General features: G+C 70.2%; 13 protein-coding genes. 5 read left to right on the plus strand and 8 right to left on the minus strand.

The annotated features are described in order from the left end of the window. Window positions 1-133: 133 nt before the first annotated feature. On the minus strand, window positions 134-1,414 hold the full coding sequence (locus ABFY20_RS16125; protein ID WP_368497248.1) for an extracellular solute-binding protein: 1,281 nt from the start codon (window positions 1,412-1,414) through the stop codon (window positions 134-136). 117 nt (window positions 1,415-1,531) lie between these two features. After that, window positions 1,532-2,656, minus strand: coding sequence for an ROK family transcriptional regulator (locus tag ABFY20_RS16130; RefSeq protein WP_368497249.1), 1,125 nt, complete (start codon window positions 2,654-2,656; stop codon window positions 1,532-1,534). A gap of 110 nt (window positions 2,657-2,766) precedes the next feature. Between ABFY20_RS16130 and ABFY20_RS16135 the strand changes: the two genes are divergently transcribed. Both ABFY20_RS16135 and nagA read left to right on the plus strand, forming a co-directional pair. Then, on the plus strand, window positions 2,767-3,156 hold the full coding sequence (locus ABFY20_RS16135) for a YrdB family protein (protein WP_368497250.1): 390 nt from the start codon (window positions 2,767-2,769) through the stop codon (window positions 3,154-3,156). Beyond that, on the plus strand, window positions 3,153-4,400 hold the full coding sequence (gene nagA, locus ABFY20_RS16140) for an N-acetylglucosamine-6-phosphate deacetylase (protein WP_368497251.1): 1,248 nt from the start codon (window positions 3,153-3,155) through the stop codon (window positions 4,398-4,400). Before ABFY20_RS16135 ends, nagA begins: the two co-directional genes overlap by 4 nt. A 153-nt stretch (window positions 4,401-4,553) precedes the next feature. On the opposite strand, the gene ABFY20_RS16145 is transcribed toward nagA, so the two are convergent. Next, complete coding sequence (locus ABFY20_RS16145) at window positions 4,554-5,774, minus strand: NADP-dependent isocitrate dehydrogenase (RefSeq protein ID WP_171703687.1); 1,221 nt, start codon at window positions 5,772-5,774, stop codon at window positions 4,554-4,556. A 144-nt stretch (window positions 5,775-5,918) separates the two neighbouring features. Here ABFY20_RS16145 and ABFY20_RS16150 point away from each other — a divergent pair, with 144 nt between their 5' ends. Genes ABFY20_RS16150 through ABFY20_RS16160 form a run of 3 tightly spaced genes read left to right on the plus strand, consistent with a single transcriptional unit; the run spans window position 5,919 to window position 7,186 of the window. Beyond that, on the plus strand, window positions 5,919-6,371 hold the full coding sequence (locus ABFY20_RS16150; protein ID WP_368497252.1) for a GNAT family N-acetyltransferase: 453 nt from the start codon (window positions 5,919-5,921) through the stop codon (window positions 6,369-6,371). A gap of 48 nt (window positions 6,372-6,419) precedes the next feature. Next, on the plus strand, window positions 6,420-6,782 hold the full coding sequence (locus ABFY20_RS16155) for an MGMT family protein (protein WP_368497253.1): 363 nt from the start codon (window positions 6,420-6,422) through the stop codon (window positions 6,780-6,782). Continuing rightward, window positions 6,779-7,186, plus strand: coding sequence for a hypothetical protein (locus ABFY20_RS16160; RefSeq protein WP_368497254.1), 408 nt, complete (start codon window positions 6,779-6,781; stop codon window positions 7,184-7,186). Before ABFY20_RS16155 ends, ABFY20_RS16160 begins: the two co-directional genes overlap by 4 nt. A 6-nt stretch (window positions 7,187-7,192) precedes the next feature. On the opposite strand, the gene ABFY20_RS16165 is transcribed toward ABFY20_RS16160, so the two are convergent. The 5 genes from ABFY20_RS16165 to purN form a co-directional block, all read right to left on the minus strand. Further along, on the minus strand, window positions 7,193-9,007 hold the full coding sequence (locus tag ABFY20_RS16165; RefSeq protein WP_368497255.1) for an ABC transporter ATP-binding protein: 1,815 nt from the start codon (window positions 9,005-9,007) through the stop codon (window positions 7,193-7,195). Next, a complete protein-coding gene (locus ABFY20_RS16170) occupies window positions 9,004-10,833 on the minus strand; it encodes an ABC transporter ATP-binding protein (RefSeq protein WP_368497257.1) in 1,830 nt (609 codons plus the stop codon). The genes ABFY20_RS16165 and ABFY20_RS16170 overlap by 4 nt, the downstream gene beginning before the upstream one ends. A 180-nt stretch (window positions 10,834-11,013) precedes the next feature. Then, window positions 11,014-12,219, minus strand: a complete 1,206-nt coding sequence (gene ddaH / locus ABFY20_RS16175) for a dimethylargininase (protein ID WP_368497258.1) — start codon at window positions 12,217-12,219, stop codon at window positions 11,014-11,016. A gap of 67 nt (window positions 12,220-12,286) precedes the next feature. Further along, window positions 12,287-13,969 carry a bifunctional phosphoribosylaminoimidazolecarboxamide formyltransferase/IMP cyclohydrolase gene (gene purH, locus ABFY20_RS16180; protein ID WP_368497259.1) on the minus strand — a complete coding sequence of 561 codons (1,683 nt, stop codon included), beginning with the start codon at window positions 13,967-13,969 and terminating at the stop codon, window positions 12,287-12,289. Then, window positions 13,966-14,559, minus strand: coding sequence for a phosphoribosylglycinamide formyltransferase (gene purN, locus ABFY20_RS16185; RefSeq protein WP_368497260.1), 594 nt, complete (start codon window positions 14,557-14,559; stop codon window positions 13,966-13,968). The genes purH and purN overlap by 4 nt, the downstream gene beginning before the upstream one ends. Window position 14,560: the final 1 nt, after the last annotated feature.

Raw genomic sequence — 14,560 nt, forward strand, 5'->3', positions numbered from 1 at the left:
CTCTCACCTCCTAGGGCGATGGGCATCTGGGCCGGTGGAGGCCGATGTTCGCGCATCGGCCCCCACCGTGTTGTCCGTCCGGCGCCGGGTCCTGACCGGCGTCAGGTCTGACCGGCGTCGGGTTCCGTCGGCGTCAGCTGTTGAGGATGCCGTCGATCTTCTCGTCGAGCGCCTTCGCCAGCTCCGTCACGTCGCCGCCCTGGGCGATGGAGACGAAGAAGTCCTGCAGCGCGCCCGAGGCCTCGACGTCGGCCCACTTGGGAGAGGCCGGCGTGAGCTTCGCGTTGGCCGCGGCCTCCGCGATGGCGGTGGCGACCTCATCCGTTCCGAGCGTGTCGGCGAGCGAGAGCTTGGCGGGAACGAGACCGTTCTCGCCGAGGATGGTCTGGTACTCGTCGCTCAGCATGATGGCGAGGGCATCCTTCGCGAGCTCGGGGTGCGCCGAGTTGGCCGACACCGCGATGTTCGAGCCGCCCGCGAAGACGTGGGCCGCTCCGCCGTCGGCACCGGGCAGCGCGTACACGCCGAGGTTGCCCTCCTGGTCGGGGCAGCCCGGTGCGTCGGCATCGGCGGGGGCGAGGATGGAGAACTTCACCCAGCTGGGCGCCGAGAGGTTCGCGATGGCGCCCTCGCAGTAGGGAACCTGCGGGTCGGTCTCGTTGCCGTCCTTCGCCGCGACGGAGGCCTTGGTCATGACCTCCTGCACCTGCTCGAGGCCCTTGATCGACTCGGGGCTCGAGAAGCTCGACGTCCAGGTGTCGCCGTCCTGCACCGCGATCTCACCTCCGGCCTCCCAGATGTAGGGAAGAGCGTTGTACCAGTCCTGACCGGGGAAGTAGATTCCCGAGACACCCGGGTTCGCCTCGGCGAGGGCGATGCCGTTCGAGACGTACTGGTCGAGCGTGGTGGGGACGGTGAGACCGGCGTTCGCGAGCAGGTCCTTCTTGTAGAACACCAGGCGGGCGCCGGAGTAATAGGGGGCCGCGTAGAAGGTGCCGTCGTAGCTGCCGGCCTCCACGAAACCGGGCAGCAGGTCGTCGCCGCCGAGCGCGTCGTACTGGTCGCTCAGGTCGAGGAATGCTCCGGCCGAGGTGAACGCCGCCGCCTGGGTGTTGCCCACCTCCACCACGTCGGGGCTGTCGGAGCCCGAGAGGTTGGTCGTGAGCTTGTCGACCAGGCCCGTCCACGACTGCTCCTCGATGGTGAGCGTCGACCCGGGGTGCTCGCTCTCGAAGGTGGTCTTCAGGTACTCCCGCGCCTCGTCGGGGGTGTCGGTGCCGTTCAGCCACACCCGGATGTCGGCGGTGTCACCGCCCGCCGCGTCGTCGCTTCCCGAACCGGAGCCCGCGCATCCGGCGAGCGCGAGGGCCGCCGTCACGCCGAGGGCTGTGACGGCGAGTGTCGTCTTCCTCATGGTGTTCTACCTTTCCTAGGGCGATGGGTGATGCAGGGTGCCGGCTGGGACCGGCGGGTGGTGCGGTGTTCTGGTGGTGCGTTCTTCGGGTGGTGCGGTGTTCCGGGTCGCCTGCGGCTACGAGACCCCGAGCTGGCCGGAGAGCACCATCACCGCCGCGCCGCGCAAGACGATGTCGTGCCCGAGCGTGGTCATGCGCAGCGCCAGCGAACCGTGGAACTCGGCCATGGTGCGCCGGCGCAGCGTCTCGAGGGTCGCCGCGGAGAGCGGCCCGTCGAGGAGGTCGGAGGGCCCGCTGAGGATGATCTCGCTGAGATCGAGCGCACCCACCACGGGGGCGAGCGCGATGCCGAGCCGCTCCCCCGCCTCGCGCAGGGCGAGGTCGCGTTCGCCCGCGTCGGCGCCGTCGAGGCGGGCGATGAGGTTCGGGATGCTCAGCCAGGTCTCGAGGCAGCCCCGCTTCCCACAGGCGCAGACGGCGCCCCCGTCGGTTCCCACCACGACGTGACCGATCTCGCCCGCGGCGAAGCGGCTGCCGAACAGCGGGGTGCCGCCCACCAGGAGGCCGGCGCCGACACCGTGACCGATGGTGACGAGCATCGCGTCGCTGTGGGCACCGCCGAAGCTGTGCTCGGCCAGCACCGCGGCGTTCGCGTCGTTGGCCACGAGTGCCGGGAGGCCGAAGGCGTCACTCAGCTCGCGACGGAGCTCGACGCCCGCCCAGCCGAGGTTGGGGGCCGACAGCACCACACCGTCGAGGTCGACGATGCCCGGGGAGCCGACCCCGATGCCGAGCACCGGGGCGCTCGCCCGGTCGACGAGCTCACGTGTGAGCGCGATCACCTTCGCCAGCGCCTCGTCGCCCGTGCTGCCCGCGAGCTCGATCTCGGCGCGGGCGATGATGGTGCCGTCGAGGTCGAGCAGGGCGCCCGTGAAGAGCGAGTGGTCGGAGAGGTCGAGCCCCACGATCACGAAGGCGCTGCGGTCGAGGTCGAGCAGGGTGGCGGGCTTGCCGGGCCTGGCCTCCTCACGCTGACCGAGCTCGACGACGAGTCCGTCGGCGATGAGTTCGGCGACGAGGGCGCTCACGGTGACGCGGGTGAGCCCGGTCTCCCGGGCGATGTCGGCGCGGGAGCGCGTGCCGTCGCGGTAGAGCGTCTGCAGCACCAGGGAGCGGTTGTGGCCCCTGGCGTGCTCGGGGAGCACTTTCGAGGAGGGCCGTAACGGCTTCAGCGCTGTCATGTTTGTTAGTAAAGCTTACGAACATAACCGGCGCAAGCATCCGGTCGCATTTGGTTCATGAACTTTACAAACTCGAAACGCGGATGCGCGCGGCCCGTAGCATGGACTGCGTGCAAGACGACTCCCCCGCCCCCGGCGCCCCGCGCACTCCGCGCGCTCCTCGCGACGTGACGATCGGCGTCAACGACGTCGTGCGATTCGTGCTGGAGCTGTTCGCCTTCTTCACCTTCGGGTTCTGGGGCTTCGTGGCGTGGCCGCTGCCCTGGAACATCGCGCTCGGCATCGCCACCCCTCTGTTCGCCGTGCTGATCTGGGCGCTGTTCCTCTCGCCGAAGGCGGTCATCCGCCTCGACGCATTCGGGCGAGGTCTCGTGGAGATCGTCGTCATGGGTGGGGCGGCGCTCGCCTGGCTCATGCTCGGGCAGCCCATCGTGGCCCTCGTGTTCGGCGTGGTGGCGGTGGTGAGCGGGGTCATCGCGGGGCGCAAGGAGTTCTCGTGACCTCCGCGGTGCCGCTCGCGGCATCGGAGGTGACGCTCGTCGTCTTCGGCGCCCGCAGGCTCGACGCCGACGGGGTGGTGGAGGACTTCTGGCTCGCGGCCTCGGGCGAGCGCATCGTCGAGACCGGCACCGGCGACGGGTGGCGGCGGGTGGCCGGCGACGGCGCGGGCGCGGAAGGGCTCGGCTCGGGGCCGGCAGGACTCGGCTCGGAGGCCGGCGGTGGATCCGGCTACGGCTCCGGCTCCGGCTCCGGCGTCGAGCTCGTCGACGCGGCGGGCGGGTGGCTGACGCCAGGGTTCATCGACCTGCACGCGCACGGCGCGGGCGGATTCGCGTTCGACGACGGTGTCGACGCCATGCGGTCGGCCCTCGCAGTGCACCGCGCCCACGGCACCACCGGATCGGTCGTCTCTCTGGTGGCGAACCCCCCGCACCTGCTCGAGGCGAGCCTCGACGCCGTCGCGCGCCTCGCCGCCGACGACCCGCACGTGCTCGGCGCCCACCTCGAGGGCCCGTTCCTCGCCCCCGAGCGCAAGGGCGCCCACAACCCGCTGTTCCTCGGCCACCCCACGAAGCACCTCGTGCGCGACCTGCTCGCTGCCTCGGAGGGCAGGCTCGCGCAGGTCACCATCGCGCCCGAGCTCCCCGACGCGCTCGAGGCGATCGAGACCTTCGTGTCGGCCGGCGTCGTCGTCGCCGTGGGGCACACGGAGGCCGACTTCGACACGGCCCGCGCCGCCTTCGACCGCGGAGCGACCCTGCTCACCCACGCCTTCAACGCCATGCCCGGCCTGCACCACCGCCACCCGGGCCCAGTCGCCGCCGCCCTGGCCGACCCCCGCGTGACGCTCGAGATCATCGCCGACGGCGTGCACGTGCATCCGTCGCTCATCGCGCTCGTGTTCGACGTCGCGCCGGGGCGCGTGGCACTCGTCACCGACGCCATGGCCGCGGCTGCAGCACCCGACGGCGCCTACCGCCTCGGTTCGCTCGACGTCGAGGTGACGCGGGGCCGCGCGGTGCTCGCCGGCGCCGACACCATCGCCGGCTCCACCCTCACCGCCGACGCTGCGCTGCGCACCGCCCTCGCCACCGGCGTCGACCCGGCGGCCGCCGTCGCCGCCCTCACGTCGACCCCGGCCCGCGTGCTCGGGCGCCCCGAGCTCGGCACGCTCCGCCCGGGCGCCGCTCCCCACCTCGTGCTCCTCACGCCCGACTTCGAGGTCACCCGCGTCTTCGCCTGACCCCACCGCCCACCCGCCCGCCTCGCACCCCCATCCTCCTCGCGGAGAAGGGGAGGACCCAGGAGGGGGGGCCCAGGAGGGGAGGGCCCGGAGACGCCGAAGGCCCCCGCCCGGGAGGGCGAGGGCCTTCGTGCGCGATGCGCCGGGCGCGGCTTACGCCGCGGCCATGCGCTCCTGGAGGTTGGCGTCGAGGGTCGCGAGGAACTCCTCGGTGGTCTGGTACGCCTGGTCGGGGCCGACGAGCAGCGCGAGGTCCTTCGTCATCTTGCCCGACTCGACGGTCTTGATGACCACGTCTTCGAGGGTGAGCGAGAAGTCGATGAGCTCCTGGTTGCCGTCGAGCTTGCCGCGGTGGGCGAGGCCACGGGTCCACGCGAAGATCGAGGCGATCGGGTTCGTGGAGGTGGGCTTGCCCGCCTGGTGCTGGCGATAGTGGCGGGTGACGGTGCCGTGGGCGGCCTCCGCCTCGACGACCGAGCCGTCGGGGGTGGAGAGCACCGAGGTCATGAGGCCGAGCGAGCCGAAGCCCTGCGCCACGGTGTCGCTCTGCACGTCGCCGTCGTAGTTCTTGCAGGCCCAGACGTAGCCGCCCTCCCACTTCATGGCCGAGGCGACCATGTCGTCGATGAGGCGGTGCTCGTAGGTGAGGCCGGCGGCGTCGAACTGCTCCTTGAACTCGGTCTCGTAGATCTCCTGGAAGATGTCCTTGAAGCGGCCGTCGTAGGCCTTCAGGATGGTGTTCTTCGTCGAGAGGTAGACGGGGTAGTTGCGGGCCAGGCCGTAGTTGAGGGATGCGCGGGCGAAGTCGCGGATCGAGGCGTCCTGGTTGTACTGCACCTGCGCGATGCCGTCGTCGGGAGCGTCGTAGACCTCGAACTTCATCGGCTCCGAGCCGTCTTCGGGCGCGAACTCGACCGTGAGCTTGCCCTTGCCCTTGAACACGAAGTCGGTGGCGCGGTACTGGTCGCCGAAGGCGTGACGGCCGATGATGATCGGCTTGTTCCAGCCCGGCACGAGCCGCGGGATGTTCGAGATGATGATGGGCTCACGGAAGATGACGCCGCCCAGGATGTTGCGGATGGTGCCGTTCGGCGACTTCCACATCTTCTTCAGGCCGAACTCCTCGACCCGCGCCTCGTCGGGCGTGATGGTGGCGCACTTCACGCCGACGCCGTGCTTCTGGATGGCGTGGGCCGCGTCGATGGTGACCTGGTCGTCAGTCGCGTCGCGGTGCTCGATGCCGAGGTCGTAGTACTCGAGGTTCACGTCGAGATAGGGGTGGATCAGCGTGTCTTTGATGGCCTGCCAGATGATGCGGGTCATCTCGTCGCCGTCGAGCTCGACGACCGTGCCTTCAACCTTGATCTTGGACAATTCAGCTCCTCAACAGCCGCCGGATATGGGCCGTCACTCAGTTTACCCTCTCCCCGAAATATCTCGACGTCGAGACAATTCACCCCCACGTAACCCCCAGGCGGGGCGGTGGCGCGGCCTCGGCCCAGCCGTTAGCCTGAGTCCATGAGTGAACTGAAGCTCGTCGAGCTGTCGGCGTCGAACATCGTCGCCGCCAACACCCTGACGCTGAAGCCCGGCCAGGAGCAGTACGTCGCACCGGTGTCGCACTCCATCGCCGAGGCGTACGTCAACCCGGTCACCGCCTGGCCGCGGGTGGTGCTCGAAGACGACGAGGTCGTCGGCTTCATCATGGGCAACTTCGATCCCGATGCGCAGGAAGACGAGTTCCGCAGCTGCATCTGGCGCATCAACGTCGCCGCCGACGCGCAGGGTCACGGCGTCGGCCGCTTCGCCGTGCTCGCCCTCGCCGACGAGGCGCGTCAGCGCGGCTTCGAGCAGATCACCGTCATCTTCGAGCCGGGCGAAGACGGCCCTGCCGCCTTCTTCGAGAAGATCGGCTTCGTCGCCACCGGCGAGACGCCGTACGGCGAGACGATCGCTGCCCTCACCCTCTGAATCCGGATTGCGCGGGGCCGGCCCCGGCAGCCACGAACGGGGCAGACGGTGAGCGACGACGACGGACTCCCCACCTTCGTCGAGGCCGTGCTCGAGGTCGTCGACTCCATCCCGCCCGGCCGTGTGCTCTCCTACGGCGACGTCGCGGCCCTCCTCGGCACCCGTGCCGCAAGGGCGGTCGGCAGCACGATGCGTCGCTACGGCCACGCCCATCCGTGGTGGCGGGTGGTGCGATCGGGAGGCCTTCCTCCCATGGGCCACGAGGCCAGGGCGCGAGCGCACTACGAGGCGGAGGGAACCCCGCTCCGAGCGATCTCGCGGGAACCGGGGTACGCGGTCGACTACGCTAAGGCGATGTGGCATCCGTCGCACCCGGATGCCCACGACGAGAGGACCGACCACAGCAGATGAAGACGCGCGCGCTCCCCGCCGCCCTGGCGGCGGCCGGACTCGTCGCCGCGTTGTCAGGATGCACCCTCGCCAACGCCATCACTCCCCCCGTCGAGGCCCAGCTCTACCCGACGGCCGCCGATGGCCAGGCATCGAATGCGAGCATCCCCATCCCCTCTTGGGTTCCCGACGACGCCACGATGATCCGCATCAAGGAGAACTCCGAGACCGGGGCGACCATCATGCAGTTCACCACGGGAGCCGCCGTGCTGGGTGGCGCCTGCGAGCCCGGAGCCACGGATGCGGCGCCGGCCCTGCAAGACACCTGGTGGCCCCAGACGCTGCCGCCGGTGGAGAACATCAACTGCCAAGACGGCTGGAAGATCTTCGGCGCCGGCAACGGCATGTTCGATGCCTGGAAGTAGCGACCGCTACACCAGGGATCCGCGCCACGAGGCGTGCAGCTGGGCGAACCGCCCCTCCCCCGCGATGAGCTCGGCGGGAGTGCCGTCCTCGACGATGCGCCCGCGCTCCATCACGAGCACCCGGTCGGCGATCGACACCGTCGAGAGGCGGTGCGCGATGATCACGGCAGTGCGGTCGGCGAGCAGGGTCTGCAGCGCCTCCTGCACGAGCCGCTCGCTCGGGATGTCGAGCGAGGCGGTCGCCTCGTCGAGGATGAGCACCGCGGGGTTCGCGAGGAACGCCCGGGCGAACGAGATGAGCTGCCGCTGCCCGGCCGACACCCTGCCGCCGCGCTTGTTCACGTCGGTGTCGTAGCCGTTCGGCAGACCCGCGATGAACTCGTCGGCCCCGACGGCCTTCGCCGCTGCGACGATCTCCTCCGGTGTCGCGTCGGGTTTGCCGATCGCGATGTTGTCGGCGACCGTCCCCGAGAACAGGTAGGCCTCCTGGGTGACCATCACGATGGCACGCCGCAGGTCTTTCGGGTGCAGTTCCCGCAGGTCGAGCCCGTCGAGAGTGATGCGGCCCGCGGTGGGGTCGTAGAAGCGGGAGATCAGCTTCGCGAGCGTCGACTTGCCCGCGCCGGTCGAGCCGACGAGCGCGACGGTCTGGCCGGCGGGGATGTCGAGGTCGAACTCGGGGAGGATGGGGCGGGCCGGGTCGTAGCCGAACTCAACCCTTTCGAACCGCACGGCACCCGACGAGACCCAGAGGTCGACGGGCCGGTCGGGGTCGGGGACGCTCGGCCGCTCCTCGAGCACGCCCGAGATCTTCTCGAGGGCCGCGGTGGCGCTCTGGTAGCCGTTGTAAAACATCGCCATGTCTTCCATGGGGTCGAAGAAGCGGCGGGTGTAGAGCACCGCGGCGAGCAGCACACCGATCTCGAGCCCGCCGTCGACGACGCGGAAGCCGCCGACCAGCAGCACCACGGCCACCGCGATGTTGCCGATGAGCACGAGGCCCGGGTCGTAGATGCCGAACAGCCTGATCACCCGGCCGTTCGAGTGCCGGTAGTCCTCCACCAGCTCGGCGAACTCCGCCTCGTTGCGGCGCTCCTTGCGGAACGCCTTCACGGCCCGGATGCCCGTCATGCTCTCGACGAACTGCACGATGAGGCGCGCCGATGCCACCCGGGTGCGCCGGAACATCCGTTGCGACCTCACCTGGAACCAGCGCGTCAGCACGGCGAGCGGTACCAGCGAGGCGAGCAGGATGAGTCCGCTCTCGACGTCAAGCAGGAACAGGGCGACTGCGGTGAAGAGCATGTACAGCACGCCCTGCACGAGCTGGTTGATGCCCGAGTCGAGCAGCTCCCGGATGGCGTCGAGGTCGCTGGTCTGGCGCGAGATGATGCGGCCCGAGGTGTAGCTCTCGTGGAACTCGAGGCTCAGCTTCTGGGTGTGCAGGAACACGCGGCGGCGCAGGTCGAACAGGATCGCCTGGCTGATGCGTGCCGAGAGCACGGTGAACCAGGCGATGAGCCCGGCGCCCGTGATGCCCGCGAGGAGGTAGGCCACCCCGGCGAGCGCCACTGGCATCCAGTCGGAGCCGAGCAGAGCGGGGAGCCCGGTGTCGATGCCGTAGGCGATGATGGCGGGGCCCGCCACCTGGGACACGGTGCTGATGACGACGACGACGATGCTGAGCGCGAGGCTCCCGCGCATCGGGTGCACGAGCGAGCCGAGCAGGCGCAGCGACCTCGCCCGGATCTGCTTGCTCTCGGCGCGGCTGAGGTCGTCGCGCTCCTCGCCCTCGACGCCGCTGACGGATGCGTCGGTCATCGTGCCACCTCCTCTCGTTCGGTGTCGGTATCGGTCTGGGCCCCCTGTGCGCTCGCCGCGGCCTCGGCCTCGAGGCTCGAGATGACGAAGCGGTAGTGCTCGTTCGTCGCCAGCAGCTCCGAGTGCGTGCCCACCGCGGTGACCTTCCCGTCTTGCAGCAGGGCGACCCGGTCGGCGAGCGCGACCGTCGACGGGCGGTGGGCGACGATGAGCGCGGTCGTGGTGGCGAGCACCCGGCGCAGAGCCGCCTCCACCAGCGCCTCGGTGTCGACGTCGAGGGCCGAGAGCGGGTCGTCGAGCACCAGGATGCTCGGCTTGGCCGCGATGGCACGGGCGAGCGCCAAGCGCTGGCGCTGGCCGCCGGAGAGGCTGAGCCCCTCCTCGCCCACCCGGGTGTCGAGGCCATCGGGCAGATCGTCGACGAAGGTCGCCTGAGCGATCTCGAGCGCTTCCCGCAGCTCGGCCTCCGATGCCTCCGGGCGGCCGAGCAGCACGTTCTCGCGCACCGTCTGGCTGAACAGGGTCGCCTCCTCGAACGCCATCGCCACGCGGGAGCGCAGTTCTTCGCGCCGCAGCCGCCGCACGTCGACACCGTCGACCTTCACGGCACCGCCGGTGACGTCGTAGAGGCGGGTGGTGAGCGCGGTGAGCGTCGACTTGCCCGAGCCGGTGAGGCCGACGAGCGCCATGGTCTCGCCGGGGCGCACGGTGAGGTCGACGCCGTCGAGCAGGTCGGGGAAGCGCTCGGGCGCGTCTTGGTAGCGGAAGTGCACCGCGTCGAACACGAGCTCGCCGCGCCCGTCGACCACCGTCTCGGGCGAGTCGGGGTCGGTGATGGTGTTGCGCTCGTCCATCACCTCGAAGAAGCGCTGCGTGGCGGTCTTCGCGTCGAGGGTCATGGCGAGGAAGTACCCCATCGACCAGATGGGGAACAGCAGCACCGTGCCGGTGGCGAAGAACGCCACGAGCTGCCCCACCGAGGTCTGCCCGGTGGAGGCGAGCCACACCCCGGTGACCAGGCACACGCCGAAGGCGACGTCGGGGATGAGCGTGAGGTAGAGCCAGATGCCCGCGATGGCCTTGGCCTTCTCGATCTCGGTGCCGCGCAGCTCCTCGGCCTGACGCTCGAAGCGCTTGAGGGCGTAGCGGCTGCGGCCGAAGGCCTTGAGCACCCGGATGCCGTGCACCGACTCCTCGACGCTGGTGGCCAGGTCGCCCGCCTGGTCCTGACTGCGGCGGGCGACATCGGAGTACCGGCGCTCGAACGAGAAGCTGTAGAGGATGACGGGGATGGCGGCGGCCAGGAAGATGAGTCCGAGCACCCAGTTCAGGCTGATGAGGATGGCGATGCCGCCGATGAGCGTGAGCACGTTGACGACGAGCAGCACGAGCCCGAACGACAGCCAGCGGCGGATGAGGTTGAGGTCGCTCACGGCGCGCGAGAGCAACTGCCCGCTCGGCCAGCGGTCGTGGAACGACACCGGCAGGTCTTGCAGCTGGGCGTAGAGCGCGTTGCGCATGCGCGCCTCGACATGCGTGCCAGGAGTGAGCACCAGGGCGCGGCGGAGGCCGATCAGCACGGCCTCCAGCACGCCGAGCCCCAGCACGATTCCGCCGGCCAACCAGATCTGGCGCTCGTCGCCGTCGGCGAGCGGGCCGTCGACGAGCCACTGCAGCACCTGCGGAATGGCGAGCGCGACCAGCGAGGCGAGCAGAGAGACCACCATCGCGGTGTAGATGCGCGGCAGCGCCTGCTTCGCGAAGGGTCGCAGGCGCGCCAGGACCGCCACCGTGCCGGTGGGCTTCTGGTCGTGCGGGGTGCTCATGATCTCGTCTTTCGTCGTGCTGCCCGAGGGCGTCGTGCTGCCCGAGGGAATCGTGCTGCCCGGGGCGCGACGAATACCCCCGTAAAGGGGGTGTCGGCGTCATGGCAGCCTTACAGGCTAGCTCCCGCGGCCGGGCGACGCAAGCACGGCGTCGAATCGCTCATCGCACGCGCGCGGAGCTCAGCGCACGCGCACGGAGAGGCAGGTGACGCAGCCCTCGAGCTTCTCGAACTCCGAGATGTCGACCGAGATGACGCGGTAGCCGAGCCCCTCGATGAGCCGCGCCGACTCAGGCGCGGAGGCGGCCACGAGCACCGTGTCGTCGGCGAGCACCACCACGTGGGCACCGCTCGGCTCGGGCACCTCGAGGAAGCGGTCGTAGACGAACGGGTCGTCGACGAGCGGACGGTAGCCGATCACCGTGCCGTCGGGGAGTGCCGTGACGGTGCTCTTCAGGTGCAGCGCCTTGGTGACGGGAACCGCCACCACCGAGTAGCCCCTCGGCGCGAGGATCTTGCGCAGCTGCCGGATGCCGTCGGAGTTCGTGCGACCGCCCCGGCCGACGTACACCGTCGTGCCGATCTTCAGCACGTCGCCGCCGTCGAGGGTTCCCGGTCGCTCGATGCGCACCACCTCGAGCCCGAGGCCGGTGACGCTCGCCTCGACCGCATCCAGCTCGCCCACACGCGACTCGACGCCCGGGCTGCCGATCACGGCGAGCGCGCCGAACATCACCACGGCGTCTTCGACGAACACCGAGTCGGGCAGATCGTCGGCGACGGGAACCTCCACGGGCTCCCAGCCCGCGCCGGTGAGCGCTGCAAGGTAGGCCTCCCACTGCTCCTCCGCCAGGTCGAGATCGACCTCGCTGCGCTCGATGTGCGTGACGACGCCGTCGGCGAGGCTCTCGGCGGGCCGCCGCACCAAGACGTACCGCTTCTTCAGCACCTCGTCCTGCTCGCTGATGGCGATGGCCGAGTGGATGCGGCGGGCCACGGTGACGGATGCGACGGTGCCGCCGAGCACGAACAGCAGGTTGTTCCCCACGAGCGTCTGCAGGAGCGGCGCGACCATGTCGCTGAAGGCGATGCCGGCCAGAAGAGCGGACAGCCCCGTGCCCACGAGCGCCGCGATCACCGAGGAGACGACACCGGCGATGAGCGCGGTGTACCAGCGCCGGAACGCACCGACCAGCCCGAACACGGCGGTGAACAGGAACAGCAGCAGCGTCGAGTTGAGGAAGTACTCGATGTAGACCGGGAAGACCTGCGGGTTCTGGCTGTTCGCGATGAAGTACGCCAGGTCGGCGACGAGCAGCGCGATCACGGCGATCACCGCCGCTGCGGCCACCGAGGCGAGCAGCGAGCGGAGCCGGAACGAGGACATAGAGACGACCTTAGGTGATGCGGGCTGGGCGCCGGCCCAGTGCATCCTGGACGTCGGCCCGGTGGATTCAGTGGAAGAAGTGGCGCTCTCCGGTGAAGTACATCGTCACCCCGGCCTTCTCGGCGGCGGCGACGACCTCCTCGTCACGCACCGAGCCGCCCGGCTGCACGACGGCCTTCACGCCGGCCTCGAGCAGGATCTCGAGCCCGTCGGCGAAGGGGAAGAAGGCGTCGGAGGCGGCGACCGACCCTGCGGCACGGTCTCCGGCCCGCGTGACGGCGAGCCGGCACGAGTCGACCCGGTTCACCTGGCCCATGCCCACGCCCACCGACGCCCCGCCCGAGGCGAGCAGGATGGCGTTCGACTTCACCGAGCGGCACGCCTTCCAGGCGAACTCGAGGTCGTCGAGGGTCGCTTCGTCGGCAGCGGGGCCGGCAGCGAGCGTCCAGCTCGAGCGATCGAGACCGGCGAAGCCGTCGGGGGTCTGGGCGAGGAAGCCGCCGCTCAGCTGACGGAGCTCGGTGGCCTCACGCCCGTACCCCTCGGGAAGAGTGAGCAGGCGCAGGTTCTTCTTGGTCTTCAGCACCTCGAAGGCCTCCGCCTCGAAGGCGGGCGCCACGAGCACCTCCGTGAAGATGTCCTTCACCGTCTCGGCCATGGCGAGCGTGACCGTGCGGTTGGCGGCGATCACGCCACCGAAGGCCGACAGCGGGTCGCAGGCGTGCGCCTTGGCGTGGGCGTCGGCGATGGCGTGCCGCGCGTCGATCGAGCGGCCGGCGACCGCGATGCCGCACGGGTTCGCGTGCTTGATGATGGCGACGGCGGGCTCGTCGAAGTCGAAGGCGGCGTGCACGGCCGCGTCGGCGTCGACGTAGTTGTTGTACGACATCTCCTTGCCGTGCAGCTGAACGGCCTGGGCGATGCCGTGACCGTCGACGAGCGCGTAGAGAGCTGCCTCCTGGTGCGAGTTCTCGCCGTAGCGGAGGGTGGCGGTCTTCGTGGCATCGACCGTGAGGGTCTCGGGGAAGCCCGGTCCCGCATCCGGAACGGCGGTACCCTCGGTGCCGCCGACGCCCTGCACGCCCGCCTCGGCCGAGGCGATCGCCTCGCTCACCTCGCCGCCCAGCTGCTCGGCGAACCAGCCTGCGACGGCGGTGTCGTAGGAGGCCGTGTGGGCGAAGGCCTGCGCGGCGAGCTCGCGGCGGAGCTCGAGGGCGGTGCCCCCGGTGGCCACGGCGGCGATGACGTCGTCGTAGCGGTCGGGCGAGACGACGATGGCGACGTTGGCGAAGTTCTTCGCCGACGCGCGCACGAGCGCGGGCCCGCCGATGTCGATCTGCTCGATCACGGCGTCGGGGGCGGCACCCGACGCGACCGTCTCGCGGAACGGGTAGAGGTTCACCACGACGAGGTCGAAGGGGCGGATGCCGAGCTCACCCAGCTGCTTCTCGTGCGACTCGAGACGCAGGTCGGCGAGGATTCCCGCGTGCACTCCCGGGTGCAGCGTCTTCACCCGACCGTCGAGCGATTCGGGGAAGCCGGTGACGCTCGACACCTCGGTCACCGAGACGCCCGCGTCGGCGATGCTCTTCGCCGTCGACCCGGTCGAGACTATCTCGACACCGTTCGCGGCGAGCGCCTGCACCAGCTCGAGGAGCCCGGTCTTGTCGCTGACGGAGACGAGCGCCCTCGAGATCGGCACCGTGTCGCGGTGGCGGTAGAGGCTCGGGTCGTGCTGGGGGCCACTCATCGTGCTGCTGTCTCCTCGAGGTCGACGTGTCCGTTGGCGATGTCGAGCACGGCCTGCACCAGCAGGGCCCGCTCGACGGTCTTGATGCGCTCGTGCAGCTCGTGCTCGGTGTCGCCTGGCTCGACGGGCACCGACTGCTGAACGATGACGGGCCCCGTGTCGACGCCCTCGTCGATCACGTGCACGGTCACGCCCGTCGTGTCGACGCCCGCGGCGAGCGCGTCGCGTACGGCGTGGGCGCCGGGGAAGGCGGGCAAGAGGGCCGGATGCGTGTTGATGATGCGCGGGGTCAGCGCGGCCACCACGACGGGCGGCAGGATGCGCATGAACCCGGCGCAGACGACGAGGTCGGGCGACCAGCGTTCGATCTGGGCCAGCAGCTCGGCGCCCCAGGCCTCGCGCGACTCGAAAGCGGTCGGGACGACGGTGAACGACGGCACGCCGTACTCCTCCGCGTGGGCGAGGCCGGGCGCATCCGTGTCGGAGCCGACGGCGATCACCCGAGCCGGGTACTCGGCATCGTTCGCGGCGTCGAGGAGCGCGCGGAGATTCGAGCCACCCCCGGAGATCAGGACGAGGAGCGAGAGCACC

It is taken from the genome of Herbiconiux sp. A18JL235, from assembly GCF_040939305.1.
Taxonomy (GTDB): Bacteria; Actinomycetota; Actinomycetes; order Actinomycetales; family Microbacteriaceae; genus Herbiconiux.

Bases quoted from the DNA above. Each gene is read 5' to 3' on its own strand.
- ABFY20_RS16125 (WP_368497248.1), bottom strand. From the start codon at position 1,414: ATGAGGAAGACGACACTCGCCGTCACAGCCCTCGGCGTGACGGCGGCC.
- ABFY20_RS16130 (WP_368497249.1), bottom strand. From the start codon at position 2,656: ATGACAGCGCTGAAGCCGTTACGGCCCTCCTCGAAAGTGCTCCCCGAG.
- ABFY20_RS16150 (WP_368497252.1), top strand. From the start codon at position 5,919: ATGAGTGAACTGAAGCTCGTCGAGCTGTCGGCGTCGAACATCGTCGCC.
- ABFY20_RS16160 (WP_368497254.1), top strand. From the start codon at position 6,779: ATGAAGACGCGCGCGCTCCCCGCCGCCCTGGCGGCGGCCGGACTCGTC.
- ABFY20_RS16165 (WP_368497255.1), bottom strand. From the start codon at position 9,007: ATGACCGACGCATCCGTCAGCGGCGTCGAGGGCGAGGAGCGCGACGAC.
- ABFY20_RS16170 (WP_368497257.1), bottom strand. From the start codon at position 10,833: ATGAGCACCCCGCACGACCAGAAGCCCACCGGCACGGTGGCGGTCCTG.
- ddaH (WP_368497258.1), bottom strand. From the start codon at position 12,219: ATGTCCTCGTTCCGGCTCCGCTCGCTGCTCGCCTCGGTGGCCGCAGCG.
- purH (WP_368497259.1), bottom strand. From the start codon at position 13,969: ATGAGTGGCCCCCAGCACGACCCGAGCCTCTACCGCCACCGCGACACG.